Origin of the sequence: Exiguobacterium aurantiacum DSM 6208, assembly GCF_000702585.1 — a bacterium.
Classification (GTDB): Bacteria; Bacillota; Bacilli; order Exiguobacteriales; family Exiguobacteriaceae; genus Exiguobacterium; species Exiguobacterium aurantiacum.
Map to the genome: position 1 here is coordinate 936275 of NZ_JNIQ01000001.1, position 25995 is coordinate 962269.

Below are 25995 nucleotides of genomic sequence, written 5' to 3' on the forward strand. Positions count from 1 at the left end.
AACGTTTGTCTAATTAATGAACAGTATTATTTTCATGTGAAATAGTGAGCAAAAACATGTGGCGCATCGAAAGGGACCCTGCTATATTTGACTTGTGATAATTTTCACAATAATTCATTCATTATCCGTCATATATAGGAGGAACATCAAAATGATCACATTCTTCATCGCATTAGGATTACTATTGATCGGTTATCTCGTTTACGGCCGCTACGTCGAGAAGACGTTCGGCATCAAGGAGGAGCGGACGACGCCCGCCTTCGCGTCACAGGACGGCATCGATTATGTGCCGATGGGCAAGAAACGCAACTCGATGATCCAGCTGTTGAACATCGCCGGCGTCGGGCCGATCTTCGGGCCGATCATGGGGGCGCTCTATGGCCCGGTCGCGTTCCTCTGGATCGTCTTCGGGTCGATCTTCGCCGGGGCCGTGCACGACTATTTGACGGGCATGATCTCGCTTCGTAACAACGGGGCGCACTTGCCGCAGCTCGCCGAGAAGTTCCTCGGTCGCTCGCTTCGCCATATCGTCAACGGGTTCGCCTTGCTCTTACTTCTCTTGGTCGGGACGGTGTTCGTCACGTCACCGAGCAACATGATCAACAACTTGTTCGGTGGGGACGCGTCGACGCTCGTCTTCGTCATCTTCGCCATCTTCGCTTACTACATTTTGGCGACGCTCCTCCCGGTCGACAAGATCATCGGCCGCATCTACCCGTTCTTCGGCGCGCTCCTGTTGATCAGCGCCGTCGGCATCGGGGTCAGCCTGTTCGCACAGGGCTACAAGGTGCCGGAGATGTCACTGACGAACATGCACCCGGACGGCCTGCCGATCTGGCCGCTCCTCTTCTTCACGATCTCGTGCGGGGCCCTGTCCGGCTTCCATGCGACCCAGTCGCCGATCATCTCGCGGACGACGATGAAGGAGAGCAACGGCCGCTCGATCTTCTACGGCATGATGATCGTCGAGGCGGTCATCGCGATGGTATGGGCCGGTGCGGCCATGGCCATCTTCGAGCCGGGTGAACTGCTCGGGATGATCCAGGACGGCACCCCGGCGCTCGTCGTCCAGGAAGTGGCGACGCTCATGCTCGGCAGCATCGGCGGCACGCTCGCCATCCTCGGCGTCATCGTCCTGCCGATCACGTCCGGCGACACGGCGTTCCGCAGCGCCCGGATGATCATCGCCGACTACTTGAAGGTCGCGCAGAAGAAGTTCGCCTCACGTCTTTGGATCGCACTGCCGCTCTTCGCCATCTCGTACGTGTTGACGAACATGGACTTCCAGATGCTCTGGCAGTACTTCAACTGGGCGAACCAGACGACGGCCGTCATCGCGCTCTTCGTCGGGGCGATGTACTTGTATATCAAGGGGCGCAACCACTACATCGCGCTCGTCCCGGGCACGTTCATGCTGTACGCGGTCTGGTTCTACATCCTGACGGCGCCGATCGGCTTCAAGATGGACGGGCCGATCCCGTACGTCATCGCCACGATCGGGACCATCACGTTGCTCGTCTTGTTCCACGTGCGCGCGCGTTCGATGCGGGCCCAGAACATGGACTGCGACGTCGATATCGATACAGCCGCATGACAAAAGGGTTTGACCGTGACGGTCAAACCCTTTCTTCGTGTTCACCGAGCCGCGTCGTGCTCGTGGCGGTCGGGGAGTAGAGGTAGATGCAAAACGTCGTGCCTTCCCCGTAGACGGAATCGGCATGGATGCCCCAACCGTGCGCCTCGGCGATCCGTTTACAGATGCGCAGGCCGAGACCGGTCCCTTTGATCGGGCGGTGGGCGTCGGAGTCGACGCGGTAATACTCGTCAAAGATGTACGGCAACGCCTCCTTGGGGATGCCGATGCCTGAGTCTTTGACGGACAAGACGAGCGTCCCGTTCTCGTCCGTCACGTCGACCGTGACGGTGCCGCCTTCCGGCGAGTACTTGATGGCGTTGCCGACCAAGTTGTGGACGAGCTGCAACAGCTTTTCTTGATCGGCCTCGATGACAAGGCCGTCCGGTGCCGCTAACGTCACATGGTGATCAGAAGACGTCGTGTCATAACTCGCCACCACTTCCTCGAGGAGTGGTTTCAATGCGACCGGTTCCCGTGCGAGCAAGTCCTCGGAATACGTGACGCGCTGATAGTCGAGGAAGTTGTCGACGAGTCGCTCGAGCCGGTCCGCCTCCTGTTTCACGAGCGTCAGCATGGCGTGTGTCTTCTCGTCATCCTTGTGGCGATGCATGAGCAGTTCGGTGTAACCGGTGATGGCGGTGAGCGGTGTCCGGAAGTCGTGGGACAGCTCGGCGAGGAACGCGTCTTTTTGTTCCTCGAATTGGATCATTTCCGTCTCGTCGCGCCACATGATGAAGACGCCGCGCGGGGTGTGCGTGAAGTTGAAGATGAGTTGGATCACCCGTTCCCCAAGGTGGAGTTGACGGGAGTCCATCCGCGGGCAACAAACAAAGCGGTTGTCGAGCATTTCTTGCCAAAGCGGTGCCACGGCGTTAAGGTCGGCCCCGTTCTCTTTAAAGCGAGCGAAAAAGAATTCGGTGAGCGCGGTCGTGTCCTCGAAGCGGCGGGTGACCATCGCCGGGCACATCGCGCGCAGCTCATCGTTCGAATAGAGGTGGTTGCGGGTGAAGTCGATATAACAGATGGCATCTTGCGCTTCCTTGACGATCGATGCGATCGGGAAGCTGTGCGGCGACCGGGTCCGTTTGGCGGGAAGGGGACGTTTCCCTCCGTTCCGGTGATGGTGGCGGCGCGATGGATAGAACTGTTTTCGTTCCATAGGCGAACCTCCTTTCACTCTTGTTACACGTATCACATAAGTAAAGAGGAATGATCCTCTAGCAAGTCGTTATCTTTTGATTCCCATTATACGTCAATGCCGCGAAAACCAATAGTCACAATAAAGTACCAATCAAATTCGGGTACAAACCGGGACAAATCGGACAAAAAACCTCCACCCGGTGAGGGATGGAGGTGAGGTGTCAAAAGAAGTTATAAGGGTTGAGACTGCTCGCCGGTGCGCTGCTGCTGTAGACGTACGGCGACTTATGTACTTCGAAATGAAGATGGCTGCCGAACGAGTTGCCGGTGTTGCCGACCGTGCCGATATTCGCGCCTCGTAAGACGGTCTGTCCCTGGACGACGTTCAAGCGGTCGAGGTGGGCGTAGACGGTCGTGTACGACTGTCCGTTCAATTGATGCGTGATCATGATGTGGTTCCCGTAGGCGCCGGCGTTGCGGGCGACGATGACTTGTCCGCCAGACGCGGCGATGACCGGCGTGCCTTTCGCTGCCGCGAGGTCGATGCCGTTATGGAACGTGTAGCCGTAAACGCCGCTCGCCGGACCATACTTTTGCGTCAACGTGCCTTTCGTCGGCATGAGGAGCTTCGTCCTCGATGTCGTTTGGAGCGTCGTACTCGCATAAGGTTTAATGAATGCGCTCGAGACGTAGCGGGACGTGCCGTTGAAATTGATTTTCGTCCATGAACCCGTCGTCTGTTGCGCCGAAAACGTCTGGCCGAGCTTGACGCTGCCGACGATTGCGTACGTCGTACCAGGGCCGGACCGGACGTTCAAACTGTTTACTGTCACTTCAGCTTTGTAATACGTCGACGCTTCGACCGGCGTCGGGGCCGGGGTGATGAGACCGATGGTGAGCAACGCACTTAATAAAATTGTCATTAATTTCTTTTTCATTTTTATGGAAATCCCTTCGGTGTGAAAGATTAGTATATGCGACATAATGAACCTGATAATTTAAATTTTATCACCAAAAATATATTTTTATATTTCATTTATATTTCAAAAAAATATATTGCCATTTTAAAACATGACGGTTTGTCAAATTAAGCGCAACACTTCCTCCGCGAAGGCCTCGTGTGCGGTCTTCCAGCCGAGACATTTCCTCGGCCGCCCGTTGATCTTGGCGAGCGCGTCCACGATCTCTCCCTGGCCGACCGTCGCGAAGTCCGATCCTTTCGGGAAGAACTCGCGCAGGAGGCCGTTGGCGTTCTCGTTGCTGCCGCGCTGCCACGACGAGTACGGGTCGGCGAAATACATCGGCACGCCGAGTGTCGCCCGGACGCGCTCGTGACAGCTGAACTCCTTGCCCCGGTCCGTCGTCGCCGTCTTGAACGTGCCCGCTGGGAAGGCCGCGTGGACCGTGTGGATCGCCTCCTCCATCGAGGCCGCGCTGCGGTCCGCGATCGGCAGGGCGAGGTAGAACCGGCTCTTTCGCTCGATGAACGTCGCGACGCACGCCCTCGACTTCCCGCCCGGAGACGACCGGATCGAGCTCCCAGTGGCCGAATGTCTCGCGTGTGCGCACCTCTCTCGGACGTTTGGCGATGGACAGACCGATGTTGAATCGACCACGTGTCTCTATCGGTTTCTGGCGCTTGCCCTTCTGCCGGAGCACGGTCACCGGTACGTCGATCAACCCCGAATAGATCCAACGATAGATGGTCGAGAAGGCGATTTTCCCGTCGAAGAGACGACCCACGATCTGTTCCGGGGACCAGGTCGCCCGCAGCTTCTCGATGATCGTCCGGCGCATCATGTCGTCGAGCTTCGTCTTGGCGCCGCAGTTTCGCTTCGCATTGGCGTAGCGCTCCTGTGCGCGTTCGGCCGTGTAGCCGGGGTTCCTTCTGATCTCCCGCGAGACGGTCGAGGGCTGTCGCCCGAGCCGTCTCGCGATGGACCGTACGGACATCCCGAGCTCCAGGTAGGTCTCTATTTTCACGCGTTCCGCTGTGGTAAGATGGGTATAGCTCATGTCGATTCCTCCGTGTGAATGTGTGTTGTGGTGACTTCATTCTACACGAGGCCGTCGCTATGGGCTTTTTTTGCGTTCACGTTCAGGTGTTGCACTTAATTTTATAATTCATCACATAGAAAAACGAACCTGTCCGGACTGGACAAGTTCGTTATAGTCGCTTCATATGGTCGGTCTGACTTCTTTAGTTCGCGGACAGTTCGTCTTCGGTCACCCATTTATGGTTCGTGACTCGTTCACCATTGTCGAGCTCGAAATCGACCATGTAAACCGTCGTCTCCTCAGCAGAGTCGATCGTTGCGGTCGCACCACCCATGCCGCTCATGTGCTCGGCATCGACCGTCACTTCGTCGCCTGGCTCGTAAGCGCCGGCTTTTGCGTCGACGATCTCTTCGTGAATGATCCACTTATGGTCACGCACTCGTTCGCCCCCATGCATCGGGTCGTACGAGATGCTATAGACGACCGTGTCGTAGGCACCGACGATGGTCGCCTCGGCCCCTTCCATTCCTGGCATATGGGCTTCGGTAATGACAGCTTGATCTCCGACATTGAACGTCGGGTTCTCGGCTTCTTGAAGACCTGTCGGCAATTCACGGGAACCGGACATGTCCATATTTCCATGGTCCATCGTCTCTTCCATCTGGTCATTCATGTTCGTGTTGCTATTCGTTGTGTCGTCTTCACCGCAAGCGGCGAGTAAACCGCTGAGTGAGAGTGCCATCGTTATCGTCGCAAGTTTCTTACTTAAATTCATCGTTATTCCTCCATTTTAGGGGGTCAGTTGACTTGTAACTGACCCATCATTCCGTTTTCCTCATGTTCGAGGATGTGGCAGTGGTACATAAACGTTCCTTTTTCTTGGAACGTCATCTCGATTTTGACCATCTCGCCTGGTGCCACCGCGACCGTATCTTTCCAACCTCTTTCGTTCTCAGGAGGCGGGTTCCCGTCCCGCTCGAGAATTCGGAACTGGACGCCGTGAATATGGAACGGGTGGGTCATACCGCCCATCATGTCTTCACGGTTATAAATTTCCCACACTTCGGTCGAGCCTTGTTCGACGTTAATATCGATGCGATCAGGATCGAACCGTTTCCCATCAATCGTCACCATGTTTCCCATCCCGAATAACGTGAGCCGCCGGTCGGCTCCACTCGAATCGTTCGAAGTATATTCTTCTGTAGGGTGCTCGAACCCATCTTCGTCTTGTTTGTTGCGTTCGCGTAACGTAAATGAGGTGAACGCAACACCGTTCGCTTGAAGGTCGATTTTGTCCTGAAGTGATTGCCCAGAGAAGTCGATTAAAATTTCGGCCCGTTCGCTAGGCGTGAGCGTCAACGTCTCGAGTGAAACTGGTTTGTCGAGCCGTCCGCCGTCTGTTGCAATCTGGATGAACGGTTCCCCGTTCGATAGAGAAAAGTCGAGATTCCGTGCATTGGAGCCATTGACGAGGCGAACGCGTAACGTCTCCGTTGTCACGTCGAACGTCGTATTGATTGCCCCGTTCGCGATGATCGTGTCTCCGAGCGTACCATCGATATTCATTTGGCCATCGTAGTCGAGTTCCCCGTCGGCGGTGAAGAGCCGATCTTGGACGATGAGCGGGATGTCATCGATACCGTACGTGTTCGGCAGTCCTGTCGGCATCTCACTGGTCACATAAAGGAGACCGGCCAAGCCAAGATATACTTGTTCGGCTGTCGCACCCATAGGATGCGGATGGAACCAGAGCGTAGCCGGTTCTTGGTCGATATCGAGACGAACTTGTTTCTCTTCACCTGATGCAATGAGTTGATGAGGCCCACCGTCTTCTTCCCCAGGTATGACGAGGCCGTGCCAATGGAAAGAGGTCGCCTCGTCGAGCTGATTGATCGTGTTGATATAGACGGTCTTTCCTGCCGGCAATTCAATCATTGGGCCGAGCACGTTCCCGTTATAGCCAAGCGTCTCGGTTCTGACACCTTCGTCGAAGAATCGATGTTCCCCGAGTTCGGTCCGGACCGTGTAATAGAGCGCATCGTCCGTGACGCGGTCGGGCTGAAGCCGTTCCGGAATCGGTAGTGGTTTGGTCGGTTCGCTAGAGGCGGTGAGGTCGATCGTGTTCCCTCGTCCCATCCCTCCGTGCATCATACCAACGTCGTCTTGATTTCCCATGAATGAATCGTTTCCCATCATCCAACGTCCCGGCGTGAACGTGAACAAAAGGAGGAGCAGTCCAACCACGATACTAAGCACGAGACCCGCCCCGATGATCCATGTTATCGAGCGGTTCATAAGGCATCGTCCTTTCATCCAAAAGTACCAGCCTAGTTAGTTATACCAACAAGTTATGAAATTTTTGTTAAAGAGAAAAGTAAGTTTCGATATACCAAATAGGGGTATGAGGTATACATAGGAGGTGGTAACGTGGAACATTCCCATCACGCATCATCTCATCATGAACACGGAGAAACGCATGACGCGCAAGCCGGCGGACATGAAGGGATGATTGAAGCGTATAAGCGTCGATTTTTTGTCTCGTTCGGGTTGACGATCCCGATTCTCATCTTGTCGGACATGATTCAAGCATGGGCCGGTTTCGAACTGACGTTTCCTTATGAAAAGGAGACGCTATTCGTGTTGGCGACGATTGTGTACGTCTATGGAGGGTGGCCGTTTTTGAAAGGGAGCATTGACGAGTTGCGTGAACGAAATCCGGGGATGATGTTGCTGATCGGTCTCGCCATCAGCGTCGCCTACTTTTATAGTGTCGCCATTGTGTTCGGGTATGGGCATGGACATGACTTCTTTTGGGAGTTGGCGACGTTGATTGTTATCATGTTGCTCGGGCATTGGATTGAGATGCGCTCAATCATGGGCGCATCGAACGCGTTGCAACAGCTCGTACGTCTATTACCGAGCGTGGCGCATCGAATCAACGGGAACGACATCGAAGACGTTCCCGTCACGGCGCTCGCTAGCGGAGATTTGATTCTCGTCAAGCCGGGTGAACAGATTCCTGTAGACGGTGAACTGCTGAAAGGGCGGACAACGGTCGATGAGTCGATGTTGACTGGTGAATCGATGCCGGTCGAAAAAGAGACGGGCGACATCGTCATCGCAGGATCGCTCAACCAAGAAGGCAGTATGACGATTTCGACGACGAGCACGGGAGAGAGCACATATTTGGCAAAAGTCATCGATTTGGTCAAAGAGGCTCAGGAATCCAAATCGAAAACGCAAAACTTGGCCAACCGGGCTGCCAAGCTCTTGTTCTATGTCGCTGTCGGGGCGGGTGTGCTAACGTTCGTCATTTGGATTGCCCTCGGTTATCCGGTCAGTATGGCCGTCGAGCGAATGGTCACCGTTATGGTCATCTCTTGTCCGCACGCACTCGGCCTTGCGTCTCCGCTCGTCGTGGCGGTCTCGACGGCCTTGTCGGCGAAACGCGGGCTGTTGATTCGGAATCGGACCCAATTCGAGGAGGCACGTCATCTCGATGCGGTCATTTTCGATAAGACGGGCACGTTGACGCAAGGCGACTTCGGGGTGACGGACATTGAAGCCACATCCACGTATACAGAAGATGAAGTATTACGTCTGACCGCCGCGGTCGAGACGGCCTCTCAACATCCGCTCGCACGAGGAATTCTTCGGGAAGCGGAGGCACGTGAGTTGAAGTTGCCTGATGTTGTCGATTTCGCCTCGATCACGGGCGTCGGGCTGGAAGGTCGTGTGGACGGGGGACGCGTTCAAGTCGTCAGTCCCCGCTATATTCGGGAGCGCGAGCTATCAATCGATGAAGCGGCGTTCGATCGATTGTCCGCCGCCGGCAAGACCGTCGTCTTCACGCTTCGAGACGGGGACTTGGTCGGTATGATTGCCTTAGCAGACATGGTTCGGGATGAGGCGAAGGAGACGGTCCGTGCGTTGAAAGCCCGGGGCGTCCGCCCGATCATGCTGACGGGGGACAACCGGAAAGTGGCTGATTGGGTCGCGTCGCAACTTCACATCGAGGAAGTGTATGCCGAAGTGTTGCCGGACGATAAATCACGGCAAGTCCAAACCGTCCAAGCCGACGGCAGCAAAGTGGCGATGGTCGGGGACGGCATCAATGATGCGCCGGCGTTGGCCCAAGCGGACGTCGGGATTGCCATCGGAAGCGGGACCGACGTCGCCGTCGAGACGGCCGATATCGTACTCGTCCGGAGCAACCCGAAAGACGTGTTGTCAATTCTCGACTTGTCTCGCAACACGTACAACAAGATGATTCAAAACTTGTGGTGGGCCGCCGGCTACAACATCGTCGCCATTCCGCTCGCGGCGGGTGTGCTGGCACCGCTCGGCATCCTCTTGTCACCGGCCATCGGTGCGGTGTTCATGAGCCTTAGTACAATCATCGTGGCGCTCAATGCAAGAACGCTTCGGATTTAACAATTCTTTCATTTTTAGACGTTAAACTGAAAACGATGCTGAAGATGGAGGAAGAACAAATGAAGAAAAAGTTGATTTTGCCAACTCTGTTGGCGACCGTATTTTTGACCGCTTGTGGACCGGACACGCCACCGAATGAAACGGCGACTGAATCGGAAGCGCCTGTGGCCGAGACGGAACAAAAGTCACAACAAGTCGAAGTCGACAATTGGAAACGAGTCGAGACCGACGCGGCCATCACCCACATCCATGGGACCGGGTTTTGGCAGGACGATGCCCGTCCGGTCGTTGCGACGCACCACGGACTGATGGAGTATCGGGAAGATGGCTGGTACGAATTGATGTCGAACCGTCACGATTATATGGGTTTTGAGCTTGTCGAGGATGGTTTTTATGCGAGCGGTCACCCCGAACGTCAATCCGCATTTAAAAATCCGCTCGGTGTCGTCCGCGGCACCGACCGAGGCGAAACGCTCGAAGTCCGTTCGCTAGAAGGGGAGGCGGATTTTCACCATATGAGCGTGGGTTACAGGTCAGAAAGTTTATACGTCTATCTCGAAGAGCCGACAAATGAGTTGCGACCAGGCTTTTACCGTTCGCTCGACAAAGGTGAGACGTTTGAACCGATGAAGATGGAAGGGACGGAACGGCACGGCATCGCCGGTCTCCTCGCCGACGCGAGAGAGCCGCTGCGCGTGCACGTGTACGGCCCGAACGGGATGCTCGTCTCGGACGATGGGGGCGATACGTTCGACACGTTGATCTCAGGCGAGCACATCCTCCTCGCCACGACGGACGACACGACGCTCGCCTATGTGCGAGAAGCGTCCGATTATGAACTCGTCTTACGTCAGGACGAAGATGAGACGGTGCTGCCGTTGCCGGATCTAGAAGCGGACGCGGTGCCGATTGAGCTCGCCATTGACGAGGGACGTCTCTTACTCGCAACTTCTGACAATAGCGTCTATTTGTATGAAGAGGGGAGTTGGTCGACACTCCTTCAAACAGGTGCAGCGAAGTGACGCTTTCACAACTCTTTCACATGTTGAGGGGAAAAGAATGTGAAACCAGTTGGAAAGAGAGGTGCCGAGGTGAAAGCGGAACGACGGATCGAAATCTATGACCTCGAGCTTGGCGGGATGAACGTACAGTCGTTCGCCCATGTAGTCGTCCGGATGGCAACGTGTCTCGTTCGAGATGATGATTTGATTTTCGAGGGATTCAACGAACGCATCGGGCACCATTATTCCGACGTCGAATTCTTCGAAGTCGTCCATCAGCTCGAACGCCACATCGCGAGACGGATTCATCACGTCCGGCAGTTCATCCTCATCTCTTCCACTTTGGACGAGGCTGTTCTCGTCAACTATTCATCAGAAAAGCTGGTGCTCGTTCCCTTGTATGGGCCGAGAATCATGTATGCCGCGTTAGAGCGCCTTGAGCCGACGTGGGGAACGTACGAGGTGGACATTTGGCCAAAACATAATAAATAGCCGCTGCTTGTGATACAAGCAACGGCTATTTTGTTAGGAGCGGGAGCGTGATCGTGAAGGTCGTCCCTGAACGGTCGGAAGCGACGTCAAGCGACCCTTCATGCAATTCGATGATCTGCTGCGCGATGGCGAGTCCGAGTCCGCTCCCGCCCGTGCGTCTCGAACGGGACTTCTCGACACGATACAGACGTTCGAAGATGTACGGTAAATCTTCCTCCGGAATGCCCTTGCCGTCGTCTCGGAGGGTGAACGTGATCGTGTCTTTCATCAAAGCACCATCAAGTGTGACGTGCGCCGCACCGCTATGTTCGATGGCGTTATGCCCGAGCGCGCGAAACACTTGAATGATTCGATTGTGGTCGATGCGAAGGGATACATCGGACAACATCGAGAGTCGGCTGTCGAACAGGATCGGCGTGACACGAAACATGGACGCGAGGACACGTGTCAAGTCGTCACCTAGTTGTGAGACGAGGATGTCGTCTTTATGAAGCGTGAACGTGTTCTCATCGAGTTGGGCGAGTTGAAACGCGTTCTCGACGAGCTCGGTTAACGCTTGGCTCTCTTCCAATATCGTTTGAATCGACTGTTCCTTCAAAGCGACGGGCGTTTGAGGCTTGGACGCGATCTCCGCATACCCTTGCAAATACGTGAGCGGTGTCTTGATCTCATGGGCGAGATCGGACAGAAATTGATTCCGCTCTTTTTTTAGATGCGCCAGCTCGAGCGACATCGATTCGATGGAGCGTGCGAGCTCCCCGATCTCATCGACACGTGAAGTGGGAAGGGTCAGCTCACCCGGTCGCGTCAACACGTTCTCGGTCGCTCGGCGGAGCTGTTGAATCGGGTTGGAGATCAATCGACTGAGCAAGATGAACGTCAAGGCCGTGACGATGAGCGCGATGGCGGTGATGTAGAGGAAACGGAGCTGCAAACGATGGCTGATCCCGTGGATGATCTCTGTCGGAAGGAACATGTACACATAGCCGTAACGTGTCGTCTCATCCATCGACTCGATCGGCGTCCGGACGGCGAGATACGGCTTGTTTTCCCAGTCCGTCTCGAGCACGACCGTCTGATCGAAGGCGGACTGGTCCGAAGCATCTCGGATGAACGTCGACAAGACGGCGGGGAATCGATTGGATGTGTCGATCAGCCTATGATCCGGTGCGACGATGGCGACTTTCGTGTCGGTCTCACTTTCCATCGCCGCGACGTGCGAAATCGTTTCCGTATCAAAGCTCATCGCCAATACGTTAGCATGGCTTTCCGCCCGCGACTCGAGCCGGTCGATCTCCTCAACGACTCGTTCCCCGAGCAAGGTGTGATACAAAAGCATGAACAAGACGCTTTCGATCAGTAACGTCGTCAACAAAAAGACGAGACTGATTCGAAACGGGAGACTATTTCGCCAAGGCATCACGGCACATCCCGCCCCTCGACCCATCGATAGCCCCGTCCCCACACGGTTTTCAAGTAATCGTCGATCGGGAACCCGGCCTCCCCGAGCTTGTCCCGAATCATGCGGATGTGGGCATCGACCGTCCGGGGGTCGGATTCTGAAGAATACGGCCAGACGAGGTCATACAAGTCCATGCGGTTGTATAAACGGTTCGGGTGCTCGAGGAACAATTTCAAAATCGCCGTCGCTTTCGGGGTCAACACGACCTCTTGTTCCTTATAAAGCACGCGGCCGCTCGGTTCGTCGTATCGCAATTGATTATAGCTGACGTTTGTGAGTCGGCTACGTCGTAACACGGCGCGAATCCGAGCGAGCAAGACGTTCCCATCGAACGGTTTCGTCACATAGTCATCGGCACCGGCGTCTAAGCCGCGAATCGTCGTCTCGCTATCGGACCGTGCCGTCAACAGGACGACGGGCAACTCTGCGTCCCGTTTTTTCAGTTGACGACAGAGTGTGATGCCGTCCACGTCTGGCATCATAATATCCAATAAGACCAAGTCAGGACGGTCGGCGATGAGCTCGAGCGCTTCGGTCGCATCGCTCGCCTCGAGACACGTATAGCCGTCGCCTTCGAGGAAGAGCCGCAACAGGCGGCGCATCTTCATCTCATCATCCACAATCAGTATCTTCATGCATTCCCTCCTTTTTCTCCTCAACGTTCAGTTCGTGATGCGTCCCCCGGTTCCCTTTCATGTGGATAGAAACGATGGACGAGGGCCGGTTCGTCACACGGGATCAGCTCGCCGTCGACACGCTCGATTCGATCGTGTCCTTTTCCGAAAATGACGCCACAGTCATAGTCCGGAAGCCGTTCGGCGAACGCCCGGATGGCGTCGTGCCGGATCGGATGAACGGATAACGGCGGGCGAGCGGTTCGCCCTGACGCCAAATCGTCAAGAATCTGTTGCGGTGCCTCCCTTCTCGGGTCGTGGACCGACAATACATAGTCCGCTCCCGATTGCGAGACGATTTTGGTCATCTCGCTGCGCTTTGAGCGGTCCCGTTCCCCGGCGGCACTGAGCAGCACGAGGACACGCGCGTGACGTTCGGTCAAAGCCGTGACGACTTCTTGGATCGCATCCGGCGTGTGCCCATAATCGACATAGGCGAGGGAAGCGATGCCCTCAATCCGCTCGAGTCGACCGCTCGGCAAGCGAAGGGAAGCGAGTCGCGGTACGGTGTCTTCAAGCGACGCACCGGTGGAGAGCACGATCCCGAGTGCGCACAGCATGTTGTCGAGGTTATACGTTTCCGTGAACGGGGGCTTGACGGCGAGGGACCGTCCTTTCGTCTGAAGCAACAAGCGGTCACGCTCGAGTTGTCCGAACAAATCAACGGACGTGTCACGGCGGCTGTAATAGCTTCGTTTCACACGACGGGGTGCCCTTGCTCCCATCCGCTCATGGAACGGGTCGTCTCGGTTGAGGAAGACATGGCCGTTCGCCGTCACTTGTTTGAACAGGCGGGCTTTCGTCTCTGCGTAGGAATCCATCGACCCGTGGTAATCTAAATGATCATGGGTCAAGTTCAGGAAAGATGCCGATTGAAAAGAAAGGCCAGTGATGCGGGATTCAGCGATCGCCTGAGAAGAGACTTCCATGACGCAGTCGGTGATTCCCGCTTTGACCATCTCATCTAAATGGCGGTTGACGGTTAACGGGTCCGGCGTCGTGTTCGGCGTCGTAAAAGTTTGACCCGCATAATGGATCCCGAGCGTCCCAATCGACCCGGCCTTCATCCCGAGGGAAGTGAACAGTTGAAACGCGAGCGAGGTCGTCGTCGTTTTCCCGTTCGTCCCCGTGACCCCGTGCAAACGTAAACGCTTCGAAGGGTCGTCATAAAACATCGCCGCGAGCTCGGCCAAAGCGATTTTTGTGTCCCGACAATAAATGACGGAGACAGGCGCATCAATCGGTCGTTCCGCGATGATGGCGATGGCACCGTTTGCGATGGCCTCATCGATGAAATTGTGTCCGTCATGCCGGTGTCCGGTTATACAGACGAATAAATAATTATTTTTCACTTCTTTCGAGGAGAACGAGATTCCTTCAATCAACGTCTCATTCGGGTGTTCCACATACGTCCAAGTGATGGTTTGGCTTAGTCCTGTTAAGAGGTGTTGCAAATTGTTGAGCACGAGATGTTCTCCTTTTTCTAGTAAGTCCATCTTGACAGTATAGCCGCCGTTTGTGAAAAAGAAGTGAAATCGAAGAAACGTGAGAATGGCTCATGTTTTTGTTTTAGAAACAGTGGAAACATAGTGATAACGATACAGAATGGAGGCTGAACAACTATGAATCCATACGTAAAATTTGGGGTCATGATCGGCGTGTCAACGTTCCTCATGTATTGGCTCATGTATTTGAACGTGTTTCAACTCGGCCACGTCTTTTTCAGTCAGACACGACTTTACATGGCCCTCATTATGGGGTCGGTCATGGCGTTCGTCATGTTGCTCTTTATGTGGGGAATGTACAAAAACAAGAAGCTGAATACAATCATCTTAGGGACGAGCGCACTCGTGTTCGGATTGTCGCTATGGCTCGTCCGGAGTCAGACGACGGTCGACGACGTCAGTTGGATGAAAGCGATGATTCCACATCACTCGATTGCCATTTTAACGAGTGAACGGGCGGAAATTGAAGACCCGCGCGTGAAGCAACTGTCGGAAGAAATCATCCATGCGCAAGAACGGGAAATTGCCGAGATGAAGCGATTGATTGAAGAGTTGGAAAAAGAAGAGGAACAAGCTAAAACTGACATGCAAGTGCATGCCAAGACGGACAGGAGTGAATAAGGGGACCCGTCCATCATATTTCAATCAGAAAGCCGTCGGTCATGACTGGACCGACGGCTTTTCGAGTAGTGGTTTACGAAGAAAACATAGAAAAAGACGAACTTTATTTAGCGAGCTTGTGGTATGTCGTTTCGCGAACGGCGTTTTGACAAGTTCGGGGCGACAGCAAAACCAATACCAAGCAAGGAACCGACGCCAAGCCCAATCAGGCTACCGGACACGAGCGTCAACACGATGCCGAATACAAGCCCGATACTCAAATCACCAATTTGGTCAAACATGCCGCACCACCTTTTCTTCATAGACGAAATCATTACAACTGAACGTTAACTCGTCTCTCTTTTACGCATGCTTTCCTCGTTAGGTTTCGTTTTGTAGAAACTATAGATGACACTAATTAAAATCACGATGACAATCGCACCGAGCGACATCCAAATCGGCATCTTGTACACATCACCGAACACCATCTTCGTTCCGATGAAGACGAGCATGAAGCTGAGCCCGTGCTTCAAGTAGTAGAAGCGGTCAATCAAGTTGGCGAGGACGAAGTAAAGGCTACGGAGTCCGAGAATCGCCATGATGTTCGCGTAGAAGATAATATACGGGTCACGCGAATAGGCGAAGCTAGCGGCGACCGAGTCGACGGCGAAGACGATATCTGACAGCTCGATGAAGATGAGCGCGATGAAGAGCGGTGTGAAGAACAGCTTTCCGTTGATGCGTTTCGTGAACTTGCCGGATGAGATATCTTGTGTGAGCGGTAGGCGACGCTCGAGCCATCGGAGCGTCTTGTTCTCTTCGAGCGACTCTTCTTTCCCGATGTTCTTATACATCATCCATCCGGTATAGATGAGGAAGGCACCGAACACGTAATAGACCCAACCAAAGTTCTCTAAGAGCGACACACCGGCGACGATGAAGACGGCCCGGAAGAAAATCGCGCCGAGGATGCCCCAGAACAACACCTTGTGCTGGTACTTGAGCGGAATCGCGAAGTAAGCGAAGACGAGCGAGAACACGAACACGTTGTCAATCGCGAGCGCTTTCTCGATGAAGTAGACACTCGCATACTCCGTCGCGACCGTGCTGCCTTGCGAGTAGAACAACCAACCGCCGAAGGCGATGGCGATCCCAATCCAGACGAACGTCCACGTCCATGCCTCACGCATCGACACCTCGTGGGCTTTCCGGTGAAACACACCTAAATCAAGTGCGAGCATGACGACGACGAGCAGTAAAAACCCAATGAGTAGGGTCAACAACAATTCCTCCTTTTAAGTTCGTGTGAACTTCTATTTATTTAATTTAAGGTCATAAGAACTTAAAGTCAATACATTTTTTTGATGAATGTGGGATGTCGTGTAATTTAAAATTCAAGTTCTAACGACTTTGAAATTGTAAAAACCAAGGTGACGCTGTAAAATGAAACTAACTTAACTGAAAGAGGTGGAATAAGCCTTGGATTCTTCCTGGCTGCTTGATTTATCGATTATTTTGTTTCTTATTTTGTTGAACGGTGTATTCGCGATGTCGGAGATTGCGCTCATCTCTTCGAAGCCGAGTCGGCTCGAAGCGGCTGCCGCTCGCGGGAGCCGCAGTGCTGCGATTGCCCTCCGTCATGCGAAGGACCCGACCGACCTGTTGTCGACCGTTCAAGTCGGGATTACGTTGATTGGGATCATCAACGGTGCGTTCGGTGGTGCCCGATTCTCAGATCCGTTGGCCCAACAGTTGATTGCCCTCGGACTCGGGCGCGAAATCGCCGCGACGCTCGGATACATCATCGTCGTCACGATTATCACGTACTTGTCGCTCATCATCGGAGAGCTCGTGCCGAAACGAATCGCCCTCGTCACACCGGAACGCGTGACGATGACGATCATCCCGGCCCTCGATTTCTTCAGCAAGATGATGAAGCCGTTCGTCTTCGTCTTATCGAAGTCGACGCTCGTCGTGTATAAGTTGCTCGGATTGAAGTCTGAACAATCGACCGGAGAAGCAGAATTGGAGATTAAACAATTATTGAGCGAAGGGATGGCCCAAGGGGATTTCGCCCATGATGAAGTGAAACAAGTCGAGCGCTTGTTCGCGTTCCACGACCGCTATGTCTATCAATTGATGCAACCGCGCACGACCGTGGAATGGATTGACTTAGACGATTCGATTGAAGAGATTCAAGAGACGATTTACAAGAGTCAGCACAATAAACTCCCGGTCGGCCGGGGGAGCTTGGACCAATTCATCGGGTTCGTCGAGATTCGTGAGCTGTTGTCGCTCCCGTCGATCAAACATGAGACCCAAATTTTGAAACGTGTGCGACAGCCGCTCGTCGTACCGCGTCAACAAGCCGGAAGCCTCGTCTTACAGTCGATGCAGCAAAGCGGTGTCGAGATGGCATTCGTATTGGACGAATATGGTGGCTTCCTCGGTGTCGTCACGTTGTTTGATATTTTAGAAGAGATTATCGGAGAGGTCGTCGTCGAGCAGGAAGAACCGTCTGTCGTCCAACGAGAGGATGGTTCATATCTCGCGGACGGGATGCTCAATATCGATGAGGCGAAGCAACTGTTCGGCCTCCCGCGTGAACTCGAAGGGGAGGAACGGGCGGCGTTCCATACACTCGCCGGCTTCGTCATCACCGGACTCGGGACGTTCCCGAAAAAAGGCGATGTCATGGAAGCCCACGGCTTACGCTTTGAAATCGTCGATATGGACGGACGAAGGATTGACCAGGTGTTGGTTCAACTGCTCGATTTAGAACCGTCCATTGAAACACAATAAAAGAAGTCTCTCTCATGTCGACGAACCGACACGGGAGAGACTTTTTTATTTTCTGTTTTTTTAGAGTTACTGGAAGACGCCATTCACTTGAACCTGCCTTACAAAATCATCATCGCTCGAGTTTTCGCCGTTTCCAAATTAGACGAAGGAACAGGGTTCCAAGGACGAGGGCGATGGTGGCCAGAATCGTGTACATGACATGTGAGTACGACTCGACCCGTGCCAACCACATCTGCCAGTTAGCGCCGACATAGACCCCGATGTAGATGAGGACCGTATTCCAAATAGCCGTCCCGAGCGTCGTCAACGTCAGGAATTTGAGGAACGGCATGTTCGACATACCGGCCGGGATTGAAATCAAACTGCGGACGACCGGAACGAACCGACCGAAGAAGACGAGGTTCGGTCCGAATCGGTCGAACCAATGGTCTGCTTTGCGAACGTCTTCCGCTTTCAAATAGATGCGCTTACCGTAACGATTGACCCATGATTCGAGACGTTCTTCGTCGAAGACCAGACCGACACAATATAACGTGATTGCCCCGATGACGGAGCCTGCGGTCGCGACGGCGATCATCCAGCCGGGCATGAGTGTCGACGTTGTCGTCAAAAAGCCGCCGAACACTAAAATGAGCTCGGACGGGATGGGCGGGAAGACGTTCTCGATAAAGATGAGAAACAGCACGCCGAGATAGCCGAATTGTTCCATGATTTGTTGAATCCATTGTTCCACTTTAAAGTGCTCCTTATGTATGACGTCTCAATCTACTCTACGGCACGGTAAGGCGAGCGTCCATCCGTCTCGAGGTTGATATGGAGCTTTCGGCCGACACGTCCCGCAGGTTATGAAATGGACGTGTCCGGGAACAGTATCGGGTGAACGAAAAAGGAGGAAACCACATGAAATACTTAGTCACAGGGGCAACCGGGAAACTCGGTTCAAAGATCGTCGACGTCTTACTTCAATCAGTACCGGCAAGTGAAGTGGCGGTCAGCGTCCGCAACCCAGAGAAAGCGTCGCTATTGAAGGAAAAAGGTGTCGACGTGCGTCATGGCGACTTTGACAAGCCGGAGACGCTCGAAGCGGCGCTCAAAGGGGTCGAGCGACTCCTGATCATCTCAGCAGACGGAGACAACGACACCCGCATCCGCCAACATGCGAACGCAGTCGAAGCCGCAGAGGCAGCAGGGGTCAAGTTCATCGCCTATACGAGTCTCGCGGATGCCCAGCAGAGTCAGAACTTGATGGCACCGCCGCACGTTGAGACGGAAGGCGCAATTGAACGGACAGGAATCAAGCATGCGTTCCTGCGCAACAACTGGTACTTAGAGAACGAACTCGGAAGCATCCAAGGCGTCCTCGCTGGTGCCCCGTGGGTGACGGCGGCTCGTGACGGGAAAGTCGGCTGGGCGCTCCAACAGGACTATGCCGAGGCGGCGGCGAACGTGCTCCTAGCAGACGATTTCGAGCAAGACATCTTCGAACTGTCGGGCCCGCTCCATACACAAGCCGAGCTTGTCGAGGCGCTCGGGGAAGTCATCGGACGAGACGTCGAACTCCAAGAAGTGAGCCTCGAGGCGTATGAAGGTGCGATGCGCGGCGCCGGCGTGCCGGAAGTGGCCATCCCGATTGTCGTCGGCATTCAAGACAGCATCCGCAACGGCTCGCTCGAGGTCGAGTCAAACGATTTCGAACTTTTACTCGGCCGGCCGGTGACGCCATTAAAAGAAGCGCTTAAACAATTGGTCGATACGTTATAAAACAAGCCGCGACGGCAAAGTCGCGGCTTGTTTTTACGTGTTGGCGCGTTGTTCGAGCTGTCCGGTCACGACGTCGAGCGTACCCGCGGTCGAGGCGAGCCGGTCCGACATGTGGCTCAGTTCTTTTTGAATCGCGACCTGTTCTTCCGTGGCTGACGCGACGTGCTCGATTTGATGCTGGAGTTCGTTCGCGGCGACTTTCGTCGAGGCGAGCCGTGTCTCGAGTGCTTCCATTTGCGCCGTCACGTGTTGACGGGTCTCTTGGATGGACGTAATTTTTGCATCGATTTCAGAGACATCCTCGGTCAGTCGGGTGAAGACGGCCGTGACGTCCGACGCGACACTTTGGCAGTTCTCGGTCGCATGTTTGAATAGCTTCGCCGAGTCGCGGACGACCGTCGTATCCTCCATTAATCCGCCGAGTACGCGTGTCATTTCAGATGCGTACTCGCGAGATTGAACGGCGAGCTTTCCGACTTCGGCCGCGACGACGGCGAATCCACGTCCGGCTTCCCCAGCACGTGCCGCTTCGATTGAAGCGTTCAAGGCGAGCATGTTCGTCTGTTCGGAAATCGTCTCGACGTGTTGCAAGATGGCTTGAATCTCGCTCGAACGGTTCGACATCGTCGTGACGACGTCATCGAGCCGCGTCGATTCGCCGATGATCTCTTCGACTTTCGCTTCCATGCGCTGCATGTCACGGTTACCCGCGACCGCGTCCGAGGCGATACGTGACGAGGCGTTCGCCGTCTGGGCCATCCGTTCTTGGATGAGGGCGGTCAGGGAACGGATCGCTTGAATCTCGTCCGCCCCGTGCGTCATCGACGTCTGTTGGTCGGTCGCATGGGCGACGATCGGGTCGACCGAGACGGCAATCTGTTCACCAGACTCGAGCGATTGACTCGCGGCGGCCTCGAGTTCGGCGGCGTGTTCTTTTAATGACGTCACGAGACGGCTCGCGTCCGCGACGGCTTGGTCGAGCAGCCGTTTCGTCTCGTCCTCGTTCGCTTTCGCGCGGGCAGACTCCAAATTTCTGAAATGGATCTGCGTGACGAGCACAGCGCTCAACAAGATCAAATACACGGCGTGGACGAGCAGAAGGCTGAACGGATAGTCGCTCGTGCCGCAAATGATCTCGGGGAACAAGAAGTACCCGGCCAAATGCTGCACGGCGAAGATGACGGTGCTGTATAGGATCAAGTCGATGCGGCGCATGAACGACAAGATCGCCAAGACGACGAAAATCGAGAAGTGATACTCGACGAGCCCTTGACCGCCGGCGACGGTCGAGATGCTCGAAAACGTCAGCGTCAGCATCATCCAGTACGGGAACGAGCGGGGGTGTCTCCGTTCGCTCACCAGCATGCAGATGAAGAAGACGACCGGGATCGCGAACAGCACCCATGCCGCGAGCGGATACGGATAACCGGTCGTGCCGTTCCGTAGGACGGTATAGGCGTAAGCAAAATCGGTGAAACGGTGGAGCAGGTGGACGATGACGGACGTCAAGACGATGACGAGCGTCGTCACGAGCATCAATTGATTACGTTTCGTTGAACTCATACAGATTCCTCACATTCGTAAATTAGTTCGATATGGCTACTTTATTATCGGACGGACGTCCCGAATGTTGATTGAAATTACACATTGGATGAGACGGGAAGTCGAAAGAAGCGAGGGGCTCACGGCCCCTCGCTCATTTTCGTGACGTATTCGTGTTCCATTTGTTATAGAAGTTATAAGGCGGCGTGGTGTCCGTGATCGTCGTGAACACGTATTGCTCTCGCTTCAAATGACGAAGGATATAGTCGAGTGAGGCCGCGGACGTCGACTGGTCGTGCATCAAGACGACCGAGGCGACTTGTTTCGCCCGATTGGCGCGCACCTTTTGAATCGTGTCGAACTGAAGCAGGCGCGGGTCGTCTTTTCGTTTCCAATCGAGACTGTCGACGTTCCAGTCCCACATAGGGAACCCGGCCGTTGTCATCGCGTCGCGGTGGCGCTTCGTCATATGCGGCACACTTCCATACGGCACGCGCATGACGTTCGTCTTCACCCCGGTCGTTTGGAAGATGAGCTGCTGGACGTGCTTCATCTCCGTGACGGCGGACTTCGGTGACTTGTAGAACGCTTTTTTGTCGTGGGTCATGCTGTGCAGACCGAGCGCGTGTCCTTCGGCGACGATCCGTTTCAACACGTCCTCGTTGCCTTTGACCTGTTTGCCGAGGATGAAAAATGTCGCTTTCACTTGGTGCTTCTTGAGCACGTCGAGCAACAACAGCGTCTCGGGGCGGGGGCCGTCGTCAAACGTCATGTAGACGAGCTGTTTGTCGTCATGGCGGACCGCTTTCTCCGTAGCTGAAACAGGCAAAGCCAAGCTGACGAATAGACAAAGCAATAGGCTTGATACTAGCCATTTTCTCAATGTGATCGTGTCTCCCCACTCGAATTGATTCTCATTTCCATTCTCGATTGTACGGCAAGGAAGGGAGACGGTTCAATCGCTTCTTTCCACGAAAAGGAAATCAGATTTACATTAATCCGAGCCACTTTTGGACAGGCTTTCGGAAATAGTAGGTGACCCCGATCAGACTCACGAAGACGAGGGCGGCGATGAAGACTGTCGTCACACTCCCCGAGGCGAGGCTCGCCCCTAAAAAGCTATAGGCGAGCGTCCCGGGGATCATCCCGAGCACGGTCGCGAGGAGAAATGATCGGAAGCGGACTTTTGAGATGCCGGCCGCGTAGCTGAGCAAATCGAAACTGACGAGCGGGATGAGCCGCAACACGAACACGTAGAGGAAACCGCGCTGTTCCATCTGCGTGAACAGCTTCTCCGACCACGGATAACGGTCGACGTTGAGCACCGAGCGGCCGAACAAGCGGGCCATGACGTACCCGGTCACGGCCGCCGCGGTCGCGCCGACGATGATGTATAACACCCCGGGCCAGACACCGAACGCGAGCCCGGCACCGAGCGAGAGGACAGACGTCGGCAAGAAGATGAGCGGGCCGACCGCGTAGATGAGGATGAACACGAGCGGTCCCCACCAGCCGAACGACAAGACGACGTCACGCACGTCGGACGGACGTAACTCGTAATGGAAGTGCGTGAGGTAGATGAGGCTTCCGAACAACATGAGCAGAAGACTGAGTTTGAGCCGACGTGGCATGAGAATCATTCCTTTCCAATCCGTTGCTCTTTTTCTAAGCGTATCGTATTTTTCCGTAAAGTGACGGTGAGCCAGCTTACAGAATATGCTCGCGATGTGTTCATCGGTCGATGAAAATGCAAACTTAGGTCAACGTATGTGCCATCTCGCTTCAGGATGACGTTCTTTCGCACGATAAAGCGTGTGGGAGGGATGATAGTGAAAAATTTAAACATGTCTAGGAAATTTGCGGTGCTCATCACCGTTTTCATCATGACGCTCGTCGTCATCGCCGCGCTCAGCCACACGCTCATCGGGCGGATGGCCGACACGGGCGAGGAAATTTATGAAGAGCGGTTGGTGCCAATTCGCGTGCTCGGTCAGATTCGCACGGACAACCGGGCGCTCGACGGATACTTGCTGGAGTTGATGTTGACGTCCGACATCGACCGAAACAAGGAACTGCAGGCGAACATCACCGATCGCCGTAACAGCATCGGCAACAACTTGGCGCTATTCAACGACACGTTCTCATCGACGGACGAGACGGTGACGCAACAAGTTGAGAAGTTGAACAAAGAGATTGTCGCCTATTTGGAAGGGACAGAAGTCGTCTTGCAACCGGCTCTCCGTAACGAGAATGCAGCGGCCTACCGTATGTATTTGGACGATTTGCGGCCGGTCCGGTTGAACCTCGTCGAGACGGCCGCGGCCGTCATGGACGGCATCAATCAAGAAGCCGAGGCGGCGAGCATCGCGATGCAGGATGACCGAAACCGGTCGGTGCTCACGTTTTGGGTACTCGTCGCGATCGGTGCCCTCGCCTCGATCGGGCTCGGCGTGTACATCACGCGGCTCGTCGTCCGTCCCGTCCGTGAGCTGAACGCGCTCATGGGCCGGGCCGGTGCCGGTGATTTGACGGTCGAGAGCACGTATTCGTCACGGGATGAGCTCGGTTCGCTCACGCAGTCGTTCAATCAAATGAAAGACAACTTGCGCGAGCTGATCCACCAAGTTTCGCAGACGTCGGGCCGTGTCGCCGTGTCGTCGGACGATTTGAAGAACAACGTCGAAGAGACGACGAAGGCGACGGAGATGGTCGCCGTCACGATGGAAGAGATCGCCTCCGGATCGATGCGTCAATTGACGCGGGTGAAGGAATCGAACGATACGCTCACCGAACTGACGACCGGCATCCACCACGTCTCGAACAGTGCCCAGCAGATGACATCCTTATCGGAAGGGGCGCTTCAAAAGGTCGGGACCGGAAACGACCTCGTCGACACGCTCGAAGATCAGCTCGAAGCGATGAATGAGAAAGTGAAGCTGTTGCAGGACGTGATCGAACAGCTCGACGTCCGCTCGCAAGAGATCGGGACGATTACCGGCACGATCTCCGGCATCGCCGAACAGACGAACTTGCTCGCCTTGAACGCGGCCATCGAGGCGGCCCGGGCCGGGGACCAAGGACGCGGCTTCGCCGTCGTCGCCTCGGAAGTCCGGAAGCTCGCCGAAGAGTCGGCCGTCGCGACGAAGCAGATCGCATCCTTGATCGGTGACACGCAAACCGAGACGAAGCAAGCGGTCGCGACGATGCACGTCGTCGAAGGGGACATGCGTCATAGTGTCGTCAACGTCCAACAGGCGGGCCTCGCGTTCGATGACATCAAGCAGGCAATCGAGGCGGTCGGCCAAAAAGTCGAAGAAGTGTCCGGTGCCGTCCAGGAGATGGCGGCCGGCGCGACCGAGATTTTGACGTCCGTGAACGAGATCCAAGGCATCACCGAGACGACCGCGACCGAGACGGAGAACGCGTCGGCGGCGACGGAAGAACAGATGGCGTCGATGGAGGAAATCACGGCCTCGGCCCAAGAACTATCGAACATGGCGGACGAGATGCGCCAGATGACGAAAAAATTCAACGTATGACAAAGAGGACAGGTCGTGTGCGACCTGTCCTCTTAGCGTTGCTCATATGCTCGGATCCATTCCGCCGGCGTCATCTTCGAGACGAGTTCACCGATCAGCTCATACGGGATATGCTTGACGTTGCCGAACCGGATACAGCTCTTGCCCATATCGAGCTTCGTCGGCACTTGCGCGGCGTACGCCTCCTCGAACCAACGGAGCAGCGCCGAGTCACTATAGACGCCCATATGATAGAGTGCGACATGCCGCTTCTGGGCGATGACGCTCAAGAACGGGAGCGGTGTGCCCGGTGTGACGTGATACCCGGACGGATACGTCGACAGCGGGACGACGTAGTGGACGCCTTTGCCATCGGTCGTCTTCTCGAAACCGTCGGGTAGATTCGCGTCGATGACGTCGATCAAGCGGATGAAGGCGTCGAGCCGTTTGTCGTCGACGAGTGTCGTGTAGTCCATCAGAGTTTCCCTCCTCGTAAAATCTTCTCCATCGCCTTGCCCTTGGCGAGTTCATCGACGAGTTTGTCCAGATAACGGATCTCGCGCATGAGCGGTTCCTCGACGTTCTCGACACGGACGCCGCAGACGACGCCTTTGATGAGCGTGCGGTCTTCGTTCATCTTCGGTGCCGTTGCGAAGAACGTGTCGAAGTCGACCTCGGACGCGAGTTGTCGTTCGAGCCCGTCCTCGTCATAGCCGGTCAGCCAACGGATAATCGTGTCGACTTCCTCTTTCGTTCGGCCTTTCCGTTCTGCTTTCGCGACGTAAAGCGGATAGACGCTCGCGAAGCTCGTCGTGTAAATGCGGTGTGCCATGAAATCCCCTCGTTTCGTGGAGTGATAGCTATATTTTCTCACATTGAAAGACGTGAGACATAAGTTATTTTTTGTTGCAAATGCAATAAAATGAGTTAAACTGAACATAATGTAGAGTAAATACAACATTCGGGAGGATTGTATGAGAGACCATCTACGCGAGGTTGGGATGATTGCCCGTGCGCTCGACTCGATCAGCAACATCGAGTTCAAAGAGCTCGAGCTGACGAAAGGGCAATATCTTTATGTCGTCCGAATCTGCGAAGAGCCGGGCATCATCCAAGAAAAGCTGGCTGAACTCATTAAAGTCGACCGCTCGACGGCTGCGCGCGCGATTCAAAAGCTTGAACGGGAAGGATTCATTCGACGAGTCGACGACCCGCACAACAAGAAGATCAAGCGACTCCATCCGACCGAGAAAGGACAGGCGGTCTATCCGCTAATCCTCCGCGAGCATGACCATTCAACGGACGTGGCGCTCGCTGGTCTCTCGGATCAAGAAGCCGAACAGTTGCTCCGTTTGTTGAAGCGGGTCCGTCACAATATCGAAGGGGATTGGGAAACGGTCAAGCGAGGTCACAAACGAGAATACTAAAGG

The 25995-nt window shown here is 54.8% G+C and carries 24 protein-coding genes and 1 pseudogene; 9 read left to right on the forward strand and 16 right to left on the reverse strand.

From position 1 onward, the window contains the following. The first annotated feature begins 151 nt into the window (after positions 1-151). On the forward strand, positions 152-1594 hold the full coding sequence (locus P398_RS0105135) for a carbon starvation CstA family protein (protein ID WP_029334294.1): 1443 nt from the start codon (positions 152-154) through the stop codon (positions 1592-1594). A 22-nt stretch (positions 1595-1616) separates the two neighbouring features. On the opposite strand, the gene P398_RS0105140 is transcribed toward P398_RS0105135, so the two are convergent. From P398_RS0105140 to P398_RS0105160, 5 genes and pseudogenes are all read right to left on the reverse strand, one after another. After that, positions 1617-2795 (reverse strand): sensor histidine kinase, encoded by a 1179-nt coding sequence (locus P398_RS0105140; protein WP_081828277.1) that lies wholly within the window; start codon positions 2793-2795, stop codon positions 1617-1619. A gap of 202 nt (positions 2796-2997) precedes the next feature. Next, complete coding sequence (locus P398_RS0105145; protein WP_029334296.1) at positions 2998-3714, reverse strand: M23 family metallopeptidase; 717 nt, start codon at positions 3712-3714, stop codon at positions 2998-3000. A gap of 144 nt (positions 3715-3858) precedes the next feature. Further along, a pseudogene (locus P398_RS16045) lies at positions 3859-4792 on the reverse strand (IS30 family transposase). 184 nt (positions 4793-4976) lie between these two features. Next, positions 4977-5549, reverse strand: a complete 573-nt coding sequence (locus P398_RS0105155) for a YdhK family protein (protein ID WP_029334297.1) — start codon at positions 5547-5549, stop codon at positions 4977-4979. A 23-nt stretch (positions 5550-5572) separates the two neighbouring features. Beyond that, entirely contained in the window at positions 5573-7069 is a 1497-nt protein-coding gene (locus tag P398_RS0105160) for a multicopper oxidase family protein (RefSeq protein WP_029334298.1), read from the reverse strand. Between the two features lie 282 nt (positions 7070-7351). Here P398_RS0105160 and P398_RS0105165 point away from each other — a divergent pair, with 282 nt between their 5' ends. From P398_RS0105165 to P398_RS0105175, 3 genes are read left to right on the forward strand one after another with little or no spacing between them, the layout of a single operon-like run. Continuing rightward, positions 7352-9208 (forward strand): copper-translocating P-type ATPase, encoded by a 1857-nt coding sequence (locus tag P398_RS0105165; protein WP_407637228.1) that lies wholly within the window; start codon positions 7352-7354, stop codon positions 9206-9208. 59 nt (positions 9209-9267) lie between these two features. Continuing rightward, complete coding sequence (locus P398_RS0105170; protein ID WP_029334300.1) at positions 9268-10230, forward strand: F510_1955 family glycosylhydrolase; 963 nt, start codon at positions 9268-9270, stop codon at positions 10228-10230. 39 nt (positions 10231-10269) lie between these two features. Then, positions 10270-10701, forward strand: coding sequence for a hypothetical protein (locus P398_RS0105175; RefSeq protein ID WP_147287390.1), 432 nt, complete (start codon positions 10270-10272; stop codon positions 10699-10701). 25 nt (positions 10702-10726) lie between these two features. Here the strand turns inward: P398_RS0105175 and P398_RS0105180 are convergent, their stop codons facing one another. From P398_RS0105180 to P398_RS0105190, 3 genes are read right to left on the reverse strand one after another with little or no spacing between them, the layout of a single operon-like run. Further along, the gene (locus P398_RS0105180; RefSeq protein ID WP_029334302.1) at positions 10727-12121 is read right to left on the reverse strand and encodes a sensor histidine kinase; all 1395 of its coding nucleotides are present in this window, start codon (positions 12119-12121) and stop codon (positions 10727-10729) included. Further along, on the reverse strand, positions 12121-12798 hold the full coding sequence (locus P398_RS0105185; RefSeq protein WP_029334303.1) for a response regulator transcription factor: 678 nt from the start codon (positions 12796-12798) through the stop codon (positions 12121-12123). The genes P398_RS0105180 and P398_RS0105185 overlap by 1 nt, the downstream gene beginning before the upstream one ends. Positions 12799-12818: 20 nt before the next feature. Next, positions 12819-14333 (reverse strand): UDP-N-acetylmuramoyl-L-alanyl-D-glutamate--2,6-diaminopimelate ligase, encoded by a 1515-nt coding sequence (locus tag P398_RS0105190; RefSeq protein ID WP_081828279.1) that lies wholly within the window; start codon positions 14331-14333, stop codon positions 12819-12821. A gap of 126 nt (positions 14334-14459) precedes the next feature. Here P398_RS0105190 and P398_RS0105195 point away from each other — a divergent pair, with 126 nt between their 5' ends. Then, the gene (locus P398_RS0105195; RefSeq protein WP_029334305.1) at positions 14460-14963 is read left to right on the forward strand and encodes a DUF305 domain-containing protein; all 504 of its coding nucleotides are present in this window, start codon (positions 14460-14462) and stop codon (positions 14961-14963) included. 107 nt (positions 14964-15070) lie between these two features. On the opposite strand, the gene P398_RS16870 is transcribed toward P398_RS0105195, so the two are convergent. Together P398_RS16870 and P398_RS0105205 are read right to left on the reverse strand one after the other, a co-directional pair. Next, entirely contained in the window at positions 15071-15244 is a 174-nt protein-coding gene (locus tag P398_RS16870; RefSeq protein WP_160151228.1) for a hypothetical protein, read from the reverse strand. Between the two features lie 45 nt (positions 15245-15289). Further along, the gene (locus tag P398_RS0105205; protein ID WP_029334306.1) at positions 15290-16222 is read right to left on the reverse strand and encodes a TerC/Alx family metal homeostasis membrane protein; all 933 of its coding nucleotides are present in this window, start codon (positions 16220-16222) and stop codon (positions 15290-15292) included. A gap of 199 nt (positions 16223-16421) precedes the next feature. Here P398_RS0105205 and P398_RS0105210 point away from each other — a divergent pair, with 199 nt between their 5' ends. Then, complete coding sequence (locus tag P398_RS0105210; protein ID WP_029334307.1) at positions 16422-17744, forward strand: hemolysin family protein; 1323 nt, start codon at positions 16422-16424, stop codon at positions 17742-17744. Between the two features lie 109 nt (positions 17745-17853). Here P398_RS0105210 and P398_RS0105215 read toward each other — a convergent pair whose 3' ends face one another. Then, positions 17854-18477: a DedA family protein gene (locus P398_RS0105215; protein WP_029334308.1), complete on the reverse strand. Its 624-nt coding sequence runs from the start codon at positions 18475-18477 to the stop codon at positions 17854-17856. A 167-nt stretch (positions 18478-18644) separates the two neighbouring features. Here P398_RS0105215 and P398_RS0105220 point away from each other — a divergent pair, with 167 nt between their 5' ends. Continuing rightward, positions 18645-19505: an SDR family oxidoreductase gene (locus tag P398_RS0105220; protein WP_029334309.1), complete on the forward strand. Its 861-nt coding sequence runs from the start codon at positions 18645-18647 to the stop codon at positions 19503-19505. Between the two features lie 33 nt (positions 19506-19538). Here the strand turns inward: P398_RS0105220 and P398_RS0105225 are convergent, their stop codons facing one another. The 3 genes from P398_RS0105225 to P398_RS0105235 form a co-directional block, all read right to left on the reverse strand. Then, the gene (locus P398_RS0105225) at positions 19539-21068 is read right to left on the reverse strand and encodes a methyl-accepting chemotaxis protein (RefSeq protein ID WP_029334310.1); all 1530 of its coding nucleotides are present in this window, start codon (positions 21066-21068) and stop codon (positions 19539-19541) included. A gap of 133 nt (positions 21069-21201) precedes the next feature. Next, on the reverse strand, positions 21202-21930 hold the full coding sequence (locus P398_RS0105230) for a polysaccharide deacetylase family protein (RefSeq protein ID WP_029334311.1): 729 nt from the start codon (positions 21928-21930) through the stop codon (positions 21202-21204). 106 nt (positions 21931-22036) lie between these two features. Then, entirely contained in the window at positions 22037-22678 is a 642-nt protein-coding gene (locus P398_RS0105235) for a TVP38/TMEM64 family protein (protein WP_029334312.1), read from the reverse strand. Between the two features lie 213 nt (positions 22679-22891). On the opposite strand from P398_RS0105235, the gene P398_RS0105240 reads away from it, so the two are divergent. Continuing rightward, positions 22892-24586 carry a methyl-accepting chemotaxis protein gene (locus P398_RS0105240; RefSeq protein ID WP_235263305.1) on the forward strand — a complete coding sequence of 565 codons (1695 nt, stop codon included), beginning with the start codon at positions 22892-22894 and terminating at the stop codon, positions 24584-24586. Positions 24587-24618: 32 nt separating this feature from the next. Here P398_RS0105240 and P398_RS0105245 read toward each other — a convergent pair whose 3' ends face one another. Continuing rightward, positions 24619-25041 (reverse strand): DUF1801 domain-containing protein, encoded by a 423-nt coding sequence (locus P398_RS0105245; protein WP_029334314.1) that lies wholly within the window; start codon positions 25039-25041, stop codon positions 24619-24621. Then, positions 25041-25397 carry a DUF2200 domain-containing protein gene (locus P398_RS0105250; RefSeq protein ID WP_029334315.1) on the reverse strand — a complete coding sequence of 119 codons (357 nt, stop codon included), beginning with the start codon at positions 25395-25397 and terminating at the stop codon, positions 25041-25043. The genes P398_RS0105245 and P398_RS0105250 overlap by 1 nt, the downstream gene beginning before the upstream one ends. A 142-nt stretch (positions 25398-25539) precedes the next feature. Here P398_RS0105250 and P398_RS0105255 point away from each other — a divergent pair, with 142 nt between their 5' ends. Beyond that, entirely contained in the window at positions 25540-25992 is a 453-nt protein-coding gene (locus P398_RS0105255; RefSeq protein ID WP_024370788.1) for a MarR family winged helix-turn-helix transcriptional regulator, read from the forward strand. Positions 25993-25995 lie beyond the last annotated feature (3 nt).

Bases quoted from the DNA above. Each gene is read 5' to 3' on its own strand.
- P398_RS0105135 (WP_029334294.1), top strand. From the start codon at position 152: ATGATCACATTCTTCATCGCATTAGGATTACTATTGATCGGTTATCTC.
- P398_RS0105140 (WP_081828277.1), bottom strand. From the start codon at position 2,795: ATGGAACGAAAACAGTTCTATCCATCGCGCCGCCACCATCACCGGAAC.
- P398_RS0105145 (WP_029334296.1), bottom strand. From the start codon at position 3,714: ATGAAAAAGAAATTAATGACAATTTTATTAAGTGCGTTGCTCACCATC.
- P398_RS0105155 (WP_029334297.1), bottom strand. From the start codon at position 5,549: ATGAATTTAAGTAAGAAACTTGCGACGATAACGATGGCACTCTCACTC.
- P398_RS0105160 (WP_029334298.1), bottom strand. From the start codon at position 7,069: ATGAACCGCTCGATAACATGGATCATCGGGGCGGGTCTCGTGCTTAGT.
- P398_RS0105165 (WP_407637228.1), top strand. From the start codon at position 7,352: ATGATTCAAGCATGGGCCGGTTTCGAACTGACGTTTCCTTATGAAAAG.
- P398_RS0105170 (WP_029334300.1), top strand. From the start codon at position 9,268: ATGAAGAAAAAGTTGATTTTGCCAACTCTGTTGGCGACCGTATTTTTG.
- P398_RS0105180 (WP_029334302.1), bottom strand. From the start codon at position 12,121: ATGCCTTGGCGAAATAGTCTCCCGTTTCGAATCAGTCTCGTCTTTTTG.
- P398_RS0105185 (WP_029334303.1), bottom strand. From the start codon at position 12,798: ATGAAGATACTGATTGTGGATGATGAGATGAAGATGCGCCGCCTGTTG.
- P398_RS0105190 (WP_081828279.1), bottom strand. From the start codon at position 14,333: ATGGACTTACTAGAAAAAGGAGAACATCTCGTGCTCAACAATTTGCAA.
- P398_RS0105195 (WP_029334305.1), top strand. From the start codon at position 14,460: ATGAATCCATACGTAAAATTTGGGGTCATGATCGGCGTGTCAACGTTC.
- P398_RS16870 (WP_160151228.1), bottom strand. From the start codon at position 15,244: ATGTTTGACCAAATTGGTGATTTGAGTATCGGGCTTGTATTCGGCATC.
- P398_RS0105220 (WP_029334309.1), top strand. From the start codon at position 18,645: ATGAAATACTTAGTCACAGGGGCAACCGGGAAACTCGGTTCAAAGATC.
- P398_RS0105225 (WP_029334310.1), bottom strand. From the start codon at position 21,068: ATGAGTTCAACGAAACGTAATCAATTGATGCTCGTGACGACGCTCGTC.
- P398_RS0105235 (WP_029334312.1), bottom strand. From the start codon at position 22,678: ATGCCACGTCGGCTCAAACTCAGTCTTCTGCTCATGTTGTTCGGAAGC.
- P398_RS0105240 (WP_235263305.1), top strand. From the start codon at position 22,892: ATGTCTAGGAAATTTGCGGTGCTCATCACCGTTTTCATCATGACGCTC.
- P398_RS0105245 (WP_029334314.1), bottom strand. From the start codon at position 25,041: ATGGACTACACGACACTCGTCGACGACAAACGGCTCGACGCCTTCATC.
- P398_RS0105250 (WP_029334315.1), bottom strand. From the start codon at position 25,397: ATGGCACACCGCATTTACACGACGAGCTTCGCGAGCGTCTATCCGCTT.
- P398_RS0105255 (WP_024370788.1), top strand. From the start codon at position 25,540: ATGAGAGACCATCTACGCGAGGTTGGGATGATTGCCCGTGCGCTCGAC.